Consider the following 16,290-nt stretch of genomic DNA (forward strand, 5'->3'; position numbering starts at 1 on the left):
CGGGAATGGGAGGGCGTGCGCTCGCCGACAACGTTGGTCAGAAGGTGAGGGCCTCGGAGCGCTGGATCGTGCCGGTGACGCCGCCGGCGTCCTGTTGGGCCAGTCGCACCGCGGCGTTGGCCATCGCCTCCGGCGGCTCGACCATCTCGGGCGGCACCTGCATCCCCCCGCCGCCTGCCTGCCAACCCTCGGTCAGCACCACCCGCGACGGGGACAGGCAGTTCACGGCGATGTTGTCGGGCCGCAGATCGTGTGCCAACCCCCGATACAGCCGCTCGACCCCCGCTTTGGACACCCAGTAGGCGTTGGAACCGTGTTCGATCATGTCGACGCCGGTGGTGGTGATCGCGATCAGCGAGCCACCACCGCGGGCGCGCACGTGCGGAATCACCGCCTTGGTCACCAGGAACACGCCGGTCAGGTTCACGTTGAGGCACAGCTGCCAGCGCTTGAGCGGTGTCGACTCGATCGGCCCCAGCCACAGCACGCCCGCGTTGGCGACCAGGACGTCTATCCCGCCGAATTCGGAAACCGTTGCGGCGACGGCGTTCTCGACCGACTCCTCGCTGGTGACGTCGCACGGCACCGGAAGCGCACGCCCACCTGCTGACGTGATGCGTTCGGCGACAGCATGAATGGTCCCGGGAACCTTGCCCTCTTGTTCCGAACGCGCCGCGACGGCGACTGCCGCGCCTTCACGAGCCAGCGCGGCCGCCACCGTCGCGCCGATGCCGCGGCTGGCACCGGCGACGAACGCGACCTTGCCCGTCAGCGTCACGGCCGGATCATTTCGGGGGGAACCGCAACGCTCCATCCAGGCGAATGATCTCACCGTTGAGGTAGTCGTTTTCGACGATGCTCTGCGCCAGCTGCGCGTACTCCGTCGACCGGCCCATCCGTTTGGGGAACGGCACCTGCGGACCCCAGTACTGCTCCAGCTGATCGGCCGCCTGGCCGTAGGCGGGCGTGTTGATGGTGCCCGGCGCGATCGTGACGACGCGGATGCCCAGCGGCGACAGGTCACGGGCCGCGTTCAGCGTCATGCCGATGACACCGCCCTTGGCGGCGGCGTACGGCAACTGACCGATCTGGCCTTCGTAGCCGGCGATCGAGGCGGTGTTCACGATGACGCCGCGCCCGCCCTCCTCCAGCGGTTCGGTCCTGCCGATCGCCGCCGCGCTGAGCCGCATCACGTTGAACACCGCGGTCAGGTAGTACTTGATCGTGGTCTCGAAGGCGTCGAGGCCCAGCGGTGAGCCGTCCTTGCCGACCAGCCGGCCACCGCCGGCGGGGCCGCCGTGGGTGTCCACCGCGATGCGCAGCGGGCCGAGGGCCTCCGCTTCGGCGATCGCCGCGAGCACCGACTCCTCGGAGGTGGCATCGGTGGGCACGTAGCGCACACCGAGTTCCTTCTCGAGCGCCTTGCCCTTGTCGTCGGCGAGGTCGGCGACCACGACCTTGGCCCCCGCACCCTGCAGGCGCCGAACCGTTGCTTCGCCAAGGCCGCCTGCGCCGCCCACCACGATCGCCGCGTTACCTGCGATTTGCATATGGTTCCCCTTCTTGCAACTGGCACTCTCGAACTGAGAGAATAACATTCTCGCCCTCGTTTGGAACGGAGACACCTATGCCTGAAGCCGTGATCGTTTCGGCGCTTCGCACGCCCATCGGCACCGCCATGAAGGGCACGCTTCGCGACACCGACGCCTATCAGCTCGCCGAGCACGTGGTGGGCGCCGCGGTCGGCGAGTTGGGCTCGCACCCGGTCGATGACGTGGTGCTGGGCGAGGGCCTGTACGGCGGCGGCGTCGTGGCTCGGCATGCAGCGATCACCGCGGGGCTGACCGCGGTTCCGGGGCTTGCCGTGAACCGGCACTGCGCGGCGGGGCAGGCCGCGGTGCAGGGTGCGGCCGCCAGCATCCGCGCGGGCATGGACCAGTTGATCATCGCCGGCGGGGTCAACTCCGCGTCCACGTCACCGCGGTTCAAGCGTCGGGCGGGGGAGGGCGCCGAACAAGACTGGGTCGACTGGTTTCCGCCCACCCATCCCGACCGGCCGGACGCACCGAACATGGACATGTCGATCACCGTGGGCTGGAACGCCGCGGTCAAGGCCGGGATCAGCCGCGCCGAGATGGACGAGTGGGCACTGGGCTCGCACCGCAAGGCGATCGCGGCCATCGACGAAGGCCGGTTCAAGCACGAGATCGTGCCGATCGAGACGCCGCACGGTCTGTTCGACACCGACGAGCACCCTCGCCGCGACACCAGCATCGAGAAGCTGGCAGCCCTCAAGCCGTTGCACCCCGAGATCGAAGGGTTCTCGATCACCGCGGGCAACGCGTGCGGCGCGAACGACGGCGCCGCGGTGCTCGCGATCGCCAGCGACCGCCTGGGGCTTCCCGCCCTGGCCACCGTGCGCTCATGGGCGTCGGTGGGGGTCGATCCGGCGTCGACCGGGCTGGCGCCCGTGGAGGCGATTCCGAAAGCGCTTGCCCGGGCCCGTCTTTCCCTTTCCGATGTGGACGTGTTCGAGATCAACGAGGCGTTCGCGTCGATGTGTGTGGCCACCATCAAGTTGCTCGACATCGACCCCGAACGCGTCAACGTCAGCGGTAGCGGCTGCTCGCTCGGCCATCCCGTGGCCGCCACCGGCGCGCGGATGATCGTCACGCTCGTGCACGAGCTGCGCAGGCGTGGCGGCGGCATCGGCGTGGCCGCGATGTGCGCGGGCGGCGGAATGGGATCGGCCACGGTGATCGAGGTCGCCGCACCGTAGACTGCGGAAGCGATGACCATCGACGAGCTCATTGCGGCGGCGCGCAGCGGATCCACCAGGGCTGCCGGTCGCCTGTTGACTCTGGTCGAAAGCCCCCGGCGCAACGAAGTTCTCGACGCGCTCGGCGCGGTCACCCCGCCACGTATCGTCGGCGTCACCGGCCCGCCGGGCGCCGGTAAGTCGACGACGGTTGGCGTGCTCGTCGGCGCCTACCGGGAGAAGGGCATGCGGGTCGCGGTGCTCGCCGTCGACCCGTCGTCGCCGTACAGCGGCGGCGCCCTGCTGGGCGACCGAATCCGAATGGCCGCGCATATCAACGACTCCGATGTGCTCATCCGCTCGGTGGCCGCGCGAGGTCACCTTGGCGGGTTGGCCGCGGCGGTTCCGGCCGCGATCAGATTGCTCGCCGCGCTGTCCTACGACCTGATCGTGCTGGAGACCGTCGGTGTCGGACAGTCGGAAATCGAGATCGCAGCCGTCGCCGACCCGACGGTCGTCATCCTCAATCCCGGTGGCGGTGACGCCGTTCAGGCAGCCAAGGCCGGGGTGCTGGAAGTCGCCGACATCGTGGTCATCAACAAGGCAGACCGCGAAGGCGCTGATCAAACCGTCCGCGACCTGCGCGGTGAGACCAGCGTGCCGATCCTGAAAATCGTTGCCACTCAGGGGCAGGGGATCGCCGAGTTGGTCGAGGCCGTCGAGGCCCATCACCGCGCGGACAATCCCGAACGACGCACTGCACGGGCCCGCGCACAGATTCTGTCGCTCGCCCAGACCCTGCTGCGTAACCATCCGGACCTGGACCGGCTCGCGCAGTCCGTCGCCGACGGTAGCGGCGACGCGTACACCGCGGCCGAGCGGTTGTTCGCCCTTGCCGTCGAGCGTTAGCGCCCGTCAGCCGATCGTCGGCGCGTCCGCGGGGAACGGCATTGCGGTCACCGCGCCGTCGGCGTTCCTGAGCAGCGCGTCGTAGCGGCGGCGCATGATGAGCCAGGTGTCGCCCCGGCGCCTGTACTCGTCGTGGTACACGCCCGCGATGTTCAGGCAGGTGCCTTCGCGGCGCTGGCCGATCTCCTGGACGAACCAGCGACCGGTCGCCCGATCGGGATCGGCGGGGTCAAGGACGACCACGCCAGACATCAGACCCTGAAGAAACGCGTTCCAGCCGCGCAGCATCGAGGTGAAGAAGGCCAGCATCGAGTCGCGGCCTTTGTATTCTCCCAACTCCGGCGACTGCCAGACCCCATCAACCGTGAAAGTTGCTGCGACTGCGGCGGGATCGCGACGCGACGCGGCATCGGCATACCGGTGGACTAGAGCGTGGATCGCGTGCTCGTTCGCCACGGTGTCGGGGCTCATCGGGAAAGCCCCAGCATCCGACGGGTCATCTGCTTCAACTGCGTGCGCAACGTCTCGTCGTCCAGATCGCCAAGGAGGGGATGCATGACGGCGACGCTGATCGCGCTCGAGAGTACCGCGGCGTGTAACCGCGCTTCGATGCCGGCCTGCTTACCCAGCAGCGCCCCATAGAGCCGTTCGATGAACTGCTGAAACGGTTCGTATTCGGCCTGCAGCCTGATGATGACGGGGTCGAACTGCAGCGCGCTGACGATGCCGCGGCGTTCGATGGCCTGGTCGATCATCCGGTCGAGCAACATGTCCCGCGCTCGCGGTCCGTGCCCCTCGGCCTCCTCCAAAGCGTCTTCCAGCGTGGCCATCTCGCGTTCGGTGATCGCGATGACGATCTCTTCCTTGGTCTTGAACTGGCGGTAGACGGCCGCCTTCGTCACACCTATCTCATCGGCGATCATCTGCAGCGACGTGCCGCTCACCCCGTGCTCGGCGATCAGCCTCAGCGCCGCGTCCATCACGCGGGTCTGCGCGGCGGTGCGGGTGATCTCGCTGAAGAGGCGGGGTTTCTGGATGGACGTCACAGCGACGAGGGTAGCCCAGTATTGACCGCAAAGTAGCCGATCGGCTACCGTGCGAGTTGCCGATCGGCAACCACGGCATCGGAGAGGAATCCGACGATGAGAAAAACCGATGGGGAGCTGATCCTCTTTTGGACTCTGCCTGCGGTGGCAGTCATCTGGATATCGGCGTTCTTCCTGTTTCCCGGCTTCGCTCACCCGATGTCGCCGACGATGCCCGTGGAGGAGGTCGCCGCGTTCTACCGTGATGAGACCGCGCGGATCCGCTACAGCATGATCCTGTTCAACTGGTTCGGCGTCGGGTTGATCCCCATCGTGATGCTCTTGGTGATGCAGGTGCGTCGCATGGCCCATCGCACGCCGATCCTGTCGTACAGCCTGATCGCTTGCGCCGCAGGGCCTCCCACGCTCTTTCTCATCGCCAACATGTTCTGGCTTCTCGGGGCGTTCCGCCCTGAGCGCGCCCCAGAGCTCACCCAGTTGTTCAACGACCTCGCGTGGATCACCTTCACCATCCTGGTGCCGTACATGATCGCCCAGTGCCTGCTGCTGGCGCTGGCCATCTACTGGGATCACCAGGAGCGGCCGATCTTCAAACCGTGGGTGGCGCACCTCAACATCCTGGTCGCGGTCGCGCTGATGCCCGCGGCGTTCACCGCGCTGTCCTTCGACGGGCCGATCGCCTGGGACGGCCTGCTGTCGTTCTGGGTCAAGAACATCGCGATCGCGGTATGGATCGTGGTGATGGGAGTCGTACTCGGCCAGACGATCCGGCGCCAACGGGCCCAGCAGCGGGTCACCGCATGAGCGCAGCCACCACGGAGCAGTCCGCGATGCCGCAGCCGCCCACCGGTTCGTCGGTGAGCCGCTTCATTTGGAACTTCCGCCACCACCCCAAGCGCGAGTTGTGGTTCGCGTGGTGGGTGATGGTGGTGTTCTACCAGCTCTACGGTGTGCTGTTCTTTCTGGTCACCCGGGTGCAGCCGCCGCCGAGCCCGGCATGGGACACCCCGTTGGTCGTCCAGTGGTTCAGCGAGCGGCACCTGGGCATCCTCGCCGGGTTCGGCGTCGTGTTCCTGATCACCGGCATGTGCGCGCCGATGAACGCGCTGCTTGCCTATTCGATGCGACGCATGTCGGTCAGCCCCATCTTCGGCTATTCCTACCTGGCCATGTACGCGCTCAGCGCCATACCCGGGATGCTCGTGATGGCCATCGCGATGACCGTCGCCGCGTATCGCCCCGACCGGGATCCCGCGCTGATCCAATGGCTTTACGACTTCGCGTTCCTGTCGTTCAGCGGCACCATGGGCGTCTTCCTGATCGGATCCCTGGTGTGGATGGTCGCGATCCTCATCGACAAGAACCGGGTCTTTCCGAAGTGGTTCGGGTACCTGGGTCTGTGCAATGCGCTGACCGAAGTCGTCGTCGCACCGGCATGGATCTTCCAACGCGGTGTCTTCGCCTGGAACGGCGCGATCGCCTGGTGGGTGAACATGTTCGTGTTTGTCACCTACACCGCCGTGTTCATCGTGTTGCTGCGCAAGATGATCGAACGCGAGGACTTCGGAACCGGCCCGCTGCCCGAGCTGCCGGACCGACACACCGAAGTTGTGGTGGGGGCGGCCCGATGACGAACCTTGCGGGCACCACGACGCGAAACACCGCTGAGCGGACGGTCAAGTCCGTGCCGGGACAACCCGACATGTGGTTCTTCGTCCTGTTCGAGATGGCTCTGTTCACCGCGTACTTCTCCGTCTATCTGGTCCAGCGCGCCCTCAACCCGGAGCTCTACCTTCAGTCCCAGGCCAACCTCGATCTGCGTACCGGTGTTCTCAACACCGTTGCGCTGTTGCTGAGTTCGTTGACGCTCGCGCGCTGCGTGCAGGCTTCGCGTGCCGGCGCAAACCGGCCTGCGTTGACAAACGCTTACCTGACGATCTTCTTCGGCCTGGTGTTCCTCGTATCCAAGGTGATCGAGTGGATCCGCGAGATCCGGATGGGTAACACCTTCACCAGCGACGAGTTCTTCCAGCACTATTACTTCTTGACTTCGATCCACTGCATACACGTGCTCATCGGATTTGTGGTGTTGGGCGTGGTGGTCTATCAACTGTGGAGTCCTGCCCGTCGTTCCCAGCAGATTGTCGAGACAGGAGCGACTTTCTGGCACAACGTCGACCTGCTGTGGATCGTGATCTTCGCGCTGCTCTACGTGGTGAGGTGAGCCGTGAGGGTGACATTCGGTAAGCGATTGTGGGTCGTGTGGTTGGTGCTTACGGCGATGACGCTGGTCTATGTCTGGATGGACACCACGACGGCCCAGAACGGGACGTTGAAGGCCAGCACAGTCGTCACGGTCAGCGCGATCGGAATCGCGCTCGTCAAGGTGCGCATCGTCTTTCGGGAGTTCATGGAGGTGCGCCACGCTCCGGCACTGTTGCGCCGCCTCACCGACGGGTGGGTGGTGTTGATCGGGGCGTGCCTGCTGGGCAGCTACTTCGTCGGCTCAGCGGTCGCCGGCTAGGAACGCGCCGAGACCGCCCGCCCCGCGCGGTACCCGAACACCATTGCCGGGCCCAGTGTTCCGCCCGCACCGCCGTACGCCTTGCCGGTGGCGCCCGCCATCGCATTGCCTGCGGCGTACAAGCCGGTGATCACCGAACCGTTGACGTGCAGGACCCGGCCGTCGCGGTCGGTACGCGGACCGCCCTTGGTGCCCATCGCCCCGATCGACACCGGCACCGCGTAATACGGTGGCGTATCGATGGGCCCCAGCGTCTTGCCCGCCGTCGTCGTTGCCTTGTCGTCACCCCAGTATCCGTCGTAAGCGCTTGCCCCACGGCCGAACTCCGGATCGACCTCCTGGGCGACGTGGTCGTTCCACGCGCGAAGCGTGTGTGCCAGGCCCTCGGCGTCGATACCGGTCTTGGCTTCGAGCTCCGCCAAGTCGGCCGACGGTGAGAACCAGTCCGGGGCCTGCCCGCCCGGCTCGATGCCGAGGAAGCCATACCGCTTGAGGTGTTGCGCGTCGAACACAATCCAGGCCGGGTCGTTGGCGTAGCCATGTTTCGGGTCGAGGTAGTGGAACGGCCCCGCCATCGAGTTGTACTCGCCTGCTTCGTTGACAAACCGCTTGCCCGCGCGGTTGACGATGATGCTTCGGGGCCGGGTGCGCTCCAGCCGGACACTGCGACTGCGGGGATGGCCCTGAAACGAGTCACCGGGCAACTGCACGATCGGCACCCACCAGGCCTCACCCATGTTGGCCAGATCCGCACCGTGCGCCATCGCCATGCGCAGGCCGTCGCCGGTATTGTTCGGCGGTGACACCGCGCCCCGCATCGGCCCGCGGAGATATGCGTCGACCAGCTTGGGATCCCACTCGAAACCACCGGTGCCCAGCACGACGCCGCGGCGGGCGCGTACGTCGATCTCCTTGCCGGCCTGGATGATTCGCACGCCGGTGATGCCCAGTGCGTCGGAGACCAGCTCGACGGCCCTGGCATTGGTCTGCGGCACCACACCACGGTCGAGCAGCCCTTTGAGCAAGCCGGCGATCAGCGCCGTGCCCGCCACGCAGTAATCACCCGAGTCGTCGTCCACCGACGCATGGATCCGGGCCCTGGTCTCGGCGTCGATACCGACGTTGCTGAAGTCGGCCGGAAACGAGGTGATGCGGTCACGCCACTGGTCGATCCGCGACAAGTCGAAGGGTTTGGCGTTCAAAGAGCGCCCACCGCCCGGCCGGCCTCCGGGCAGCTCGGGCTTGTAATCCGGGAAACCCTCGGCGATCTCGAAGCGCAACTCGCTGTTGGCCTCGACGAAGTCCAGCATCTCCGGACCGGTGCGCACGAACGTCTCCACCAGTTCGTCGTCCATGACCCCGAGCGACTGCGCCCGCAGGTAGGCCATCGCGTCCTCGACGGTCAATTCGCCGTCGGCGGAACGGGAATGTGCCGGAATCCAGATGATGCCACCGGAAACCGCCGTCGTACCGCCGACCGTCGTCGCCTTCTCGTAGACCTCCACCGACGCGCCGTTGGCCGCGGCGGTCAGCGCCGACGTCAATCCCGCGGCGCCACTGCCGAGGACGACCACGTCGACTTCATGGTCCCAGTCCGCCATCGGTAGCTCCTTTCGGCTGCCGCGGTCCTCAACCGAGGATCGCGGAGAGTTCGTTGGCCGCCCTGACAACTGCGTCCTTGCTGCCGATCAGGACGTCTTCGCGATGAGAGATGAGGTTGATGCAGGTGGGTGGCGACGGCGGCTGTCGTCGCACCGGAACGGCCAGACCGTACGTGTTGGGCTCGATCTCGCCGTGGGTGATCACCCAGCCCTGCTTGCGGGCCAGCGGAACGAGATCGCGTTCCCCCGGTCGCGGCGGCATGCTGGCCAGCAGCGCGATCCCGGCGGCGCCGCGCTCGAGCGGATAGCGACTGCCCTCGTGGAACGAGAGCTGGTAGAAGACGTTGGTCGGCACGATCACCGCGATCGCGACTTGTTGGTCGCCCTCGGCGACGAGCAGTGAAACGGTGCTGCCGAGTTCGTCGGCCAGCGCACGGAGCGTCGGCAGGCAGAGTTGGCGCAGGTTGTTGTCGAAGGACGCCCCCAGCACGGCGAGGGCCGCGCCCCCCCGATAGCGCCCGTCCTCGCCCTTGGCCACCAGCCGGAACTGCGACAGCGTGGCGAGCAGCCGGTACACGATCGTCCGGTGCACGCCGATGCTGTCGGCCACCTCCTGCGCGGTCAGCCCGGCCCGCGCGGTCGCGACCAACTGCAGCGCGGCCAACCCGCGGGCCAATGTCTGCGAGCCAGGGGCGTTGGGCACACCAGAACCGGGCTCCGCCTTACGGCTTCCCCCGCCCTTTTGTCGGGCTTCGCCCTGACCCGGCGCCATTACGGCCCCCTCCTGGGTTTCCCTTGACATTCGCCACTCGTGAGAGTGATGCTCTGACTATAGTGCACGTAGATGTGCGATAAATGAGCAAAGTGCTTACAAATTACGAGAATTCGACTTTCCCGGAGAGAGGGCCACGCGTGTCGGAGTTCGAGAGCATCTGGAGCGATCTTCAGGGCGTCCCGTTCTCGCAGGGCTACCTCGACGCCGGGGGAGTGCGCACCCGCTATCTGCACGCGGGCGACCCCGGCAAGCCCGCGGTGATGTTCCTGCACGGCTCCGGTGGCCATGCCGAGGCCTATGTCCGCAACCTCGAGGCGCACGCCGAGCACTTCTCGACGTGGTCGATCGACATGCTCGGCCACGGGTACACCGACAAGCCCGGGCATCCGCTCGAGGTCCACCACTATGTGAACCATCTGATCGCGGTGCTGGACGCGCTCGGCGTCGAGCGGGCCCACATCAGCGGTGAGTCACTCGGCGGGTGGGTGGCCGCCAGGGCGGCGGTCGACCACCCCGAGCGTGTCGACAAGTTGGTGCTCAACACCGCGGGCGGTTCGCAAGCCGATCCCGAGGTGATGAAGCGCATCATCACGTTGTCGATGGCGGCCGCGGAGAACCCGACCTGGGAGACCGTGCAGGCCCGCATCAAGTGGTTGATGGCCGACAAGACCAAGGATTACGACGACATCGTCGCGAGCCGGCAGCGCGTGTACCGGCAACCGGGCTTCGCCGCGGCGATGAAAGACATCATGGCGCTGCAGGATCCGGAAATCCGTGCCCGCAACCTGCTCGGGCCCCAAGAGTACGGGTCGATCACCGCGCCGACGATGGTGGTGTGGACAAGTGACGATCCGACGGCCGACGTCGACGAGGGGCGGCGCATCGCCTCGATGATTCCCGGCGCGCGGTTCGAGCTGATACCCGGCTGCGGACACTGGCCGCAATACGAGGACCCCAAGGCCTTCAACCGCCTGCACCTCGACTTCCTTCTGGGGCGACAGGGATGACCGAACAGGTGGATGTCGTGATCGTCGGCGCCGGCCCCTCGGGCTTGACGCTCGCCAACATCCTTGGGCTGCAGGGCGTTCGAACGCTCGTCGTCGAGGAGCGCGACACGCTCATCGACTATCCCCGCGGTGTTGGCCTGGACGACGAGGCGCTTCGCACCTTCCAGTCGATCGGGCTGGTCGACCGGGTGCTGCCCCACACCGTGCCGAACCAGATCCTGCGGTTCTTCGATACCAACCGGCGGCTGCTGGCCGAGATGGCCCCGCCCGATGCCCGGTTCGGGTGGCCCAAACGCAACGGCTTCGTGCAACCGATGGTCGACGCCGAATTGTTCGGCGGGCTGGCGCGTTTCGATCACGTAGATGTGCGATTCGGGCATCAGATGCAGACCTGTGTGGAGACCGACGACGGGGTCACGGTGAAGTTCGCGGGCGGGCAGGACGACGTGCACGCCCGCTACGTGGTCGGGTGCGACGGCGGCCGCAGCGCGACACGCCACCTGATGAGTGTGTCGTTCGACGGCACCACGTCCTCGACCCGTTGGCTGGTCGTGGACGTCGCCAACGACCCGCTCGGTCACCCGAACAGCGAGGTCGGCGCCGACCCGGCCCGGCCCTACGTCTCGATCTCCATCGCGCACGGCATCCGGCGTTTCGAGTTCATGATCCACCCCGACGAGACCGACGAGCAGGCCGACGATCCAGCTTTCGTCAGACGCATGCTGGCACAACGGGTTCCGTACCCGGACCGGGTCGACATCATTCGGCACCGGGTGTACACACACCACTCGCGCATCGCGGGGTCGTTCCGCAAGGGGCGTCTGCTGCTGGCCGGGGACGCGGCGCACCTCATGCCGGTGTGGCAGGGGCAGGGCTACAACAGTGGCATCCGCGACGCGGCCAACCTCGGATGGAAGCTGGCCGCGGTGGTGACCGGGCAGGCCGACGACGGGCTTCTCGACACCTACGATGTCGAGCGCCGCAAACACGCCAGGGCGATGATCGACCTGTCCACCATGGTGGGTCGGGTGATCTCGCCGACGAACCGGCGGGTGGCAGGCCTGCGCGATCGCCTCATCCACGCGGCGTCGGTGCTGCCCGCGCTCAAGCGCTACGTGCTCGAGATGAGGTTCAAGCCGATGCCGCGGTACCAACAGGGCGCGGTGTTCCACGACCCCAACCAAGCGGAGAACTCCCCGACGGGCACCCTGTTCATCCAACCCCGTGTCGACACCCGCGACCAGCAGAACGTGCTGCTCGACGACGTGATCGGCCCGGGCTTCGCGGTGCTGTGCTGGAGCAACAACCTGCGTGCCGTGCTCGGCGACAACGCCTTCGGCCGTTGGAAAGCGCTGGGCGCCAAGTTCATCGAAGCGCGCCCGATGACCCAGCTGTACTGGCCGGGTCACGACGATGCCGATGTGGTGGTGGTCGGCGACAAGACCGGCGCACTGAAAGGGTGGTTTGACACCTACACCGACGCGGTGCTGTTCCTGCGCCCTGACCGTTGCATCGCGGCCGCTTGCATCGCCCAACGTGCGGCCGAGACCAGCAGTTCGCTCTTCGAGGTCTTACGCCTGACACCGGAAGGAGGTTCAGGTTCGCATGACAACACTGGCTCTGTGCTGTATGTCGCACAGCCCGCTGCTGAATCTTCCGGGACCGTCGCGGGATCTCCTTGATGAGGTCGAATCCGCACTGGCAGACGCGCGACAGTTCGTCACGGACTACGATCCGGAACTGGTCGTCATCTTCTCGCCCGATCACTACAACGGGTTCTTCTACCGGACGATGCCGCCCTTCTGCATCGGCACCGCCGCACAGGGGGTGGGCGACTATGGCACCCACGCCGGCCCGCTCGACGTACCCGCCGATATCGCCAACGACTGTGCCCGAGCGGTTCTCGAGTCCGGCATCGACATCGCGATCTCCGCGAGCATGGACGTCGATCACGGCACGGTACAGCCGTTGCAGAAACTTTTCGGCGAGGCGACGGCGCGCCCGGTGATCCCCATCTTCATCAACTCGGTCGCCACCCCGCTGGGGCCGCTGCGACGCGTCCGCGCGCTGGGCGCCGCGATGGGCACGTACCTCGCGACCCTGGGTAAGCGGGTGTTGGTCGTCGGATCCGGTGGCCTTTCCCATGATCCGCCGGTTCCCACGTTGGCGAGCGCACCGCCCGCGGCGCTGGAACGCATCGTGCACGGTGCGCCGATGACCGCCGAGCAGCGCCACGCCCGCCAGGTCGCGGTGATGGACGCGGCCCAGACATTCGCTCACGGTGACAGCCCGTTGCAGCCGCTCAATCCCGACTGGGACGCCGCGTTTCTCGAGCTGATCGACGCCAACCGGCTCGCCGAGGTGGACGGTTGGTCAAACGACTGGATCGAAAAGCAAGCCGGTCACTCCGCACACGAAATCCGCACCTGGGTAGCGGCTTTCGCAGCGCTGTCCGCGCACGGTCCCTACCGGACCGGGCATCGGTTCTACCGTGCGGCACCCGAGTTGATCGCCGGCTTCGCGGTCAGGACGGCGGTGCCCGATGCCTGATCTGTTCGACCACTCGGTCGACGTGCTTGTCGTCGGGTCTGGCGGCGGCGGGATGACCGCCGCGTTGGCCGCCGACGCGTTCGGCCTCGACACGTTGGTGGTGGAGAAGTCAGCGCACTACGGTGGCTCCACCGCGTTGTCGGGCGGCGGAATCTGGGTGCCGGGGGCACCGTCGCAACGCAAGGAGGGCTATCACCCGGATCCGGACGGTGTCGTGCAATACCTGCGGCAGATCACCGGCGGCCTGGTCAGCGACGAGCGACTGCGCCAGTACGTGCACTCCGCGCCGGAGATGATGGAGTTCCTCGAAAAGCTCAGCCCCTGGTTCGAATTCGTCTGGAAACCCGGCTACGCCGACTACTACCCGGAACTCCCAGGCGGCTCCGCGCTGGGCAGCACCATCAACGTGCCCGCCATCGACCTGCGTAAGCTCGGTGACGAAGAGCAGAACCTGCTGCAACCCCTGGCGCTGGCGCCGAAAGGAATCTGGTTCGCGCCCAAGGACCTTCGACTGTTCTATCAGGTGCGCCAGAACTGGCGGGGCAAGGCCGTGCTGGTGAAACTGATCTGGCGGATGTTCCGGGCACGGGTGTTCGGAGATCGGATGGCCGCGATCGGGCAGTCACTCGCCGCCCGCATGCGGCTGGCCCTCAAGCAGCAGGACATCCCGCTGTGGCTCAACGCACCCATGACCGAACTGATCACCGACGCCGACGGCGCCGTGACGGGTGCGGTGATCGAACGTGACGGCCGCGCGCAGCGGATCGGTGCACGACGCGGCGTGATCCTGGCCGCCGGCGGCTTCGACCACGACATGCATTGGCGACGACAGCATTTGCCGGCGCTTGACCGCGTCCGCGAACTCTCCGGCGAGGGGAAAGACTGGAGCTTCGGCAATCCGGCCAACATGGGCGATGGGATCCGGGCAGGGGAGAAGGTGGGTGCGGCCACCGAACTGCTCGACGAGGCATGGTGGTTCCCCGCCATCTGCTGGCCGGACGGCCGGTTGCAGTTCATGCTCAACGAACGGATGATGCCGTCGCAGTTCGTGGTCAACGGCGCCGGCAAGCGGTTCATCAACGAGGCAGCGCCGTACATGGATTTCGCACACGCGATGATCGAAGGCCAAGAGTCCGGGATCACCCACATCCCGTGCTGGCTGATCACCGACATCCGCTCGTTTCACCGCTATGTCGTCGCAGGCCATTTGCCGATACCGAAGATTCCGTTCGCGCCGGTGCCCACCGGGTGGAAGGTACCCAAGGCGTGGTTGGAGTCCGGCGTCGTACACGAAGGCGCCAGTTGGGAAGAACTGGCAGACAAGATCGGTGTCCCGAGGGCACAGCTGCGCGAGACCGCGGAACGGTTCAACGAGCTGGCCCGCAACGGCCACGACGACGACTTCAACCGCGGTGATTCCGCCTACGACAACTACTACGGTGACCCGACGCTGCCCAACCCGAACCTGCACCCGTTGGGTAAACCGCCCTACTACGCGTTCCAGATCATCCTCGGTGACCTCGGGACGTCCGGCGGTTTGCGCACCGACGAGCACGCCAGGGTGCTGCGCGGTGACGACAGCGTCGTGAAGAACCTCTACGCGGTGGGTAACACGTCGGCGGCGGTGATGGGCCGCAGCTACGCCGGGGCGGGTGCGACCATCGGGCCCGCAATGACATTCGGCTACGTGGCGGCCAAACACATCGCCAACTCATCGACCGGCACCGGCATCCCGCCAGGAGCCAAGACCGATTCGACCGTCGACAAAGATCGAAAGGTAACCAAATGAAGATCTCGCTGTTCTACGAATTCCCGCTGCCGCGGCCGTGGAGTGACGACGACGAATACCAGCTTTTCCAAGACGGCCTCGACGAGGTCGAGCTTGCCGACAAGGCCGGCTTTTCGACCGTGTGGCTCACCGAGCATCACTTCCTCGAGGAGTACTGCCACTCCACCGCGCCGGAGATCTTCCTGTCGGCGGCGAGCCAGCGCACCAAGAACATCCGGCTCGGCTTCGGCATCATGCACCTGCCTCCGGTCGTCAACCACCCGGCCCGCGTCGCCGAGCGCGTCGCCACCCTCGACCTCGTCTCGAACGGCCGCGTGGAGTTCGGCACCGGCGAGTCCTCGTCGGTCGGCGAACTGGGTGGATTCGGCATCGATCCCGCCGACAAGCGCGCCATGTGGGAAGAGGCGCTTGAGGTGTCGATCCGCTGCATGATCGAGGAGCCGTTTACCGGATTCGAGGGTCAGCACGTCCAGATGCCGGCGCGCAACGTGGTGCCCAAGCCGCGGCAGAAGCCGCACCCGCCGGTATGGGTGGCCTGCACCCGGCCCGCGTCGGTCGCGATGGCGGCGCAGAAAGGCCTCGGCGCGCTGAGCTTCGCCTACACCGGCCCCGGACCGCTGGCCGAGCGGGTCGCCGGATATTACAAGGAGTTCGAGGAGAACGCCGTACCGGTGACCCCGCAGATGAACCCGAACATCCTTGCCATCGGCGGCGATCTGTCGATGATGGTGGCCCCGACCGATGAGCAGGCCATCGAGCGGCTCGGCAAGGGCGGCGGATTCTTCGCGTTCGGCATCATGCACTACTACATGACCGGTATGCACACGCCGGGCCGCACCGGTGTCTGGAAGCGCCACCTCGAGGAGATCGAGAAGGACCCGAGCATCGTCTACGGCCCCGGCCGCGGACCCATCGGCAGCCCTGCCACCGTGCGCGAGTTCCTACGCGGCTACGAGGAGAGCGGGGTCGACGAACTCATCCTGCTGCTGACCCCGCGCCGGCACGAGGAGACGATGGAGTCCATCGAGCTGATGGGCAAGGAGGTGCTGCCCGAGTTCATCGAGCGGGACGAAAAGGCCCGTGCGGAGAAGGCCAAACGTCTTGAGCCCGTCTTCGAGAAGGCGGAGGCCCGGCGGCCCGAGTCCACAGCGCCGGTGTTCGACGAGAGCTACGCGTTCGGCGGGCTGCCCACCGGCCGCCAGAACTACACGGCCAACGAAGTCGCGCTGGCGATGGACGAGATGACCGAGGGCATCGAGGAAGCGGCCAAGAAACTCAAGTCGGGAGAAGGGTGGGCCAGCCGCAACCCGGCTGCCGATCAAAGCTGATCC

17 protein-coding genes are annotated in these 16,290 nt (G+C 66.5%); 11 read left to right on the top strand and 6 right to left on the bottom strand.

All coding sequences use genetic code 11. From position 1 onward, the window contains the following. Positions 1-37: 37 nt before the first annotated feature. Together G6N28_RS19040 and G6N28_RS19045 are read right to left on the bottom strand one after the other, a co-directional pair. Positions 38-778 (bottom strand): SDR family NAD(P)-dependent oxidoreductase, encoded by a 741-nt coding sequence (locus G6N28_RS19040; RefSeq protein WP_163902960.1) that lies wholly within the window; start codon positions 776-778, stop codon positions 38-40. Positions 779-785: 7 nt separating this feature from the next. Further along, positions 786-1,550 carry an SDR family NAD(P)-dependent oxidoreductase gene (locus G6N28_RS19045; protein WP_064891910.1) on the bottom strand — a complete coding sequence of 255 codons (765 nt, stop codon included), beginning with the start codon at positions 1,548-1,550 and terminating at the stop codon, positions 786-788. Positions 1,551-1,627: 77 nt separating this feature from the next. On the opposite strand from G6N28_RS19045, the gene G6N28_RS19050 reads away from it, so the two are divergent. Together G6N28_RS19050 and meaB are read left to right on the top strand one after the other, a co-directional pair. After that, positions 1,628-2,779, top strand: coding sequence for a thiolase family protein (locus tag G6N28_RS19050; RefSeq protein ID WP_163902962.1), 1,152 nt, complete (start codon positions 1,628-1,630; stop codon positions 2,777-2,779). A gap of 12 nt (positions 2,780-2,791) precedes the next feature. Continuing rightward, the gene (gene meaB, locus G6N28_RS19055) at positions 2,792-3,667 is read left to right on the top strand and encodes a methylmalonyl Co-A mutase-associated GTPase MeaB (protein ID WP_163902964.1); all 876 of its coding nucleotides are present in this window, start codon (positions 2,792-2,794) and stop codon (positions 3,665-3,667) included. Between the two features lie 6 nt (positions 3,668-3,673). Here the strand turns inward: meaB and G6N28_RS19060 are convergent, their stop codons facing one another. After that, complete coding sequence (locus G6N28_RS19060) at positions 3,674-4,138, bottom strand: nuclear transport factor 2 family protein (protein WP_163902966.1); 465 nt, start codon at positions 4,136-4,138, stop codon at positions 3,674-3,676. Next, positions 4,135-4,647, bottom strand: coding sequence for a TetR/AcrR family transcriptional regulator (locus G6N28_RS19065; RefSeq protein WP_163906420.1), 513 nt, complete (start codon positions 4,645-4,647; stop codon positions 4,135-4,137). Before G6N28_RS19065 ends, G6N28_RS19060 begins: the two co-directional genes overlap by 4 nt. A 162-nt stretch (positions 4,648-4,809) precedes the next feature. Here G6N28_RS19065 and G6N28_RS19070 point away from each other — a divergent pair, with 162 nt between their 5' ends. Genes G6N28_RS19070 through G6N28_RS19085 form a run of 4 tightly spaced genes read left to right on the top strand, consistent with a single transcriptional unit; the run spans position 4,810 to position 7,237 of the window. Continuing rightward, complete coding sequence (locus tag G6N28_RS19070; protein WP_163902969.1) at positions 4,810-5,517, top strand: hypothetical protein; 708 nt, start codon at positions 4,810-4,812, stop codon at positions 5,515-5,517. Then, the gene (locus G6N28_RS19075; protein WP_407664978.1) at positions 5,514-6,344 is read left to right on the top strand and encodes a hypothetical protein; all 831 of its coding nucleotides are present in this window, start codon (positions 5,514-5,516) and stop codon (positions 6,342-6,344) included. Before G6N28_RS19070 ends, G6N28_RS19075 begins: the two co-directional genes overlap by 4 nt. Next, positions 6,341-6,937, top strand: coding sequence for a cytochrome c oxidase subunit 3 (locus G6N28_RS19080; protein ID WP_163902971.1), 597 nt, complete (start codon positions 6,341-6,343; stop codon positions 6,935-6,937). The genes G6N28_RS19075 and G6N28_RS19080 overlap by 4 nt, the downstream gene beginning before the upstream one ends. Before the next feature lie 3 nt (positions 6,938-6,940). Beyond that, the gene (locus G6N28_RS19085; RefSeq protein ID WP_163902973.1) at positions 6,941-7,237 is read left to right on the top strand and encodes a cytochrome C oxidase subunit IV family protein; all 297 of its coding nucleotides are present in this window, start codon (positions 6,941-6,943) and stop codon (positions 7,235-7,237) included. Here G6N28_RS19085 and G6N28_RS19090 read toward each other — a convergent pair. Continuing rightward, positions 7,234-8,838 (bottom strand): FAD-dependent oxidoreductase, encoded by a 1,605-nt coding sequence (locus tag G6N28_RS19090; RefSeq protein WP_163902976.1) that lies wholly within the window; start codon positions 8,836-8,838, stop codon positions 7,234-7,236. The genes G6N28_RS19085 and G6N28_RS19090 overlap by 4 nt on opposite strands. Positions 8,839-8,866: 28 nt before the next feature. Further along, the gene (locus G6N28_RS19095) at positions 8,867-9,541 is read right to left on the bottom strand and encodes an IclR family transcriptional regulator (RefSeq protein WP_407664979.1); all 675 of its coding nucleotides are present in this window, start codon (positions 9,539-9,541) and stop codon (positions 8,867-8,869) included. Between the two features lie 209 nt (positions 9,542-9,750). On the opposite strand from G6N28_RS19095, the gene G6N28_RS19100 reads away from it, so the two are divergent. Genes G6N28_RS19100 through G6N28_RS19120 form a run of 5 tightly spaced genes read left to right on the top strand, consistent with a single transcriptional unit; the run spans position 9,751 to position 16,287 of the window. After that, positions 9,751-10,620, top strand: coding sequence for an alpha/beta fold hydrolase (locus tag G6N28_RS19100; protein WP_163902980.1), 870 nt, complete (start codon positions 9,751-9,753; stop codon positions 10,618-10,620). After that, on the top strand, positions 10,617-12,302 hold the full coding sequence (locus G6N28_RS19105) for a bifunctional 3-(3-hydroxy-phenyl)propionate/3-hydroxycinnamic acid hydroxylase (RefSeq protein ID WP_163902982.1): 1,686 nt from the start codon (positions 10,617-10,619) through the stop codon (positions 12,300-12,302). Before G6N28_RS19100 ends, G6N28_RS19105 begins: the two co-directional genes overlap by 4 nt. Continuing rightward, complete coding sequence (locus G6N28_RS19110; protein WP_163902984.1) at positions 12,226-13,170, top strand: 3-carboxyethylcatechol 2,3-dioxygenase; 945 nt, start codon at positions 12,226-12,228, stop codon at positions 13,168-13,170. Before G6N28_RS19105 ends, G6N28_RS19110 begins: the two co-directional genes overlap by 77 nt. After that, positions 13,163-14,959: an FAD-binding protein gene (locus G6N28_RS19115; protein WP_163902986.1), complete on the top strand. Its 1,797-nt coding sequence runs from the start codon at positions 13,163-13,165 to the stop codon at positions 14,957-14,959. Before G6N28_RS19110 ends, G6N28_RS19115 begins: the two co-directional genes overlap by 8 nt. Further along, the gene (locus G6N28_RS19120) at positions 14,956-16,287 is read left to right on the top strand and encodes an LLM class flavin-dependent oxidoreductase (protein WP_163902988.1); all 1,332 of its coding nucleotides are present in this window, start codon (positions 14,956-14,958) and stop codon (positions 16,285-16,287) included. The genes G6N28_RS19115 and G6N28_RS19120 overlap by 4 nt, the downstream gene beginning before the upstream one ends. Positions 16,288-16,290: the final 3 nt, after the last annotated feature.

The sequence above is a fragment of the Mycolicibacterium pulveris genome (assembly GCF_010725725.1).
In the GTDB taxonomy this organism is placed as follows: domain Bacteria; phylum Actinomycetota; class Actinomycetes; order Mycobacteriales; family Mycobacteriaceae; genus Mycobacterium; species Mycobacterium pulveris.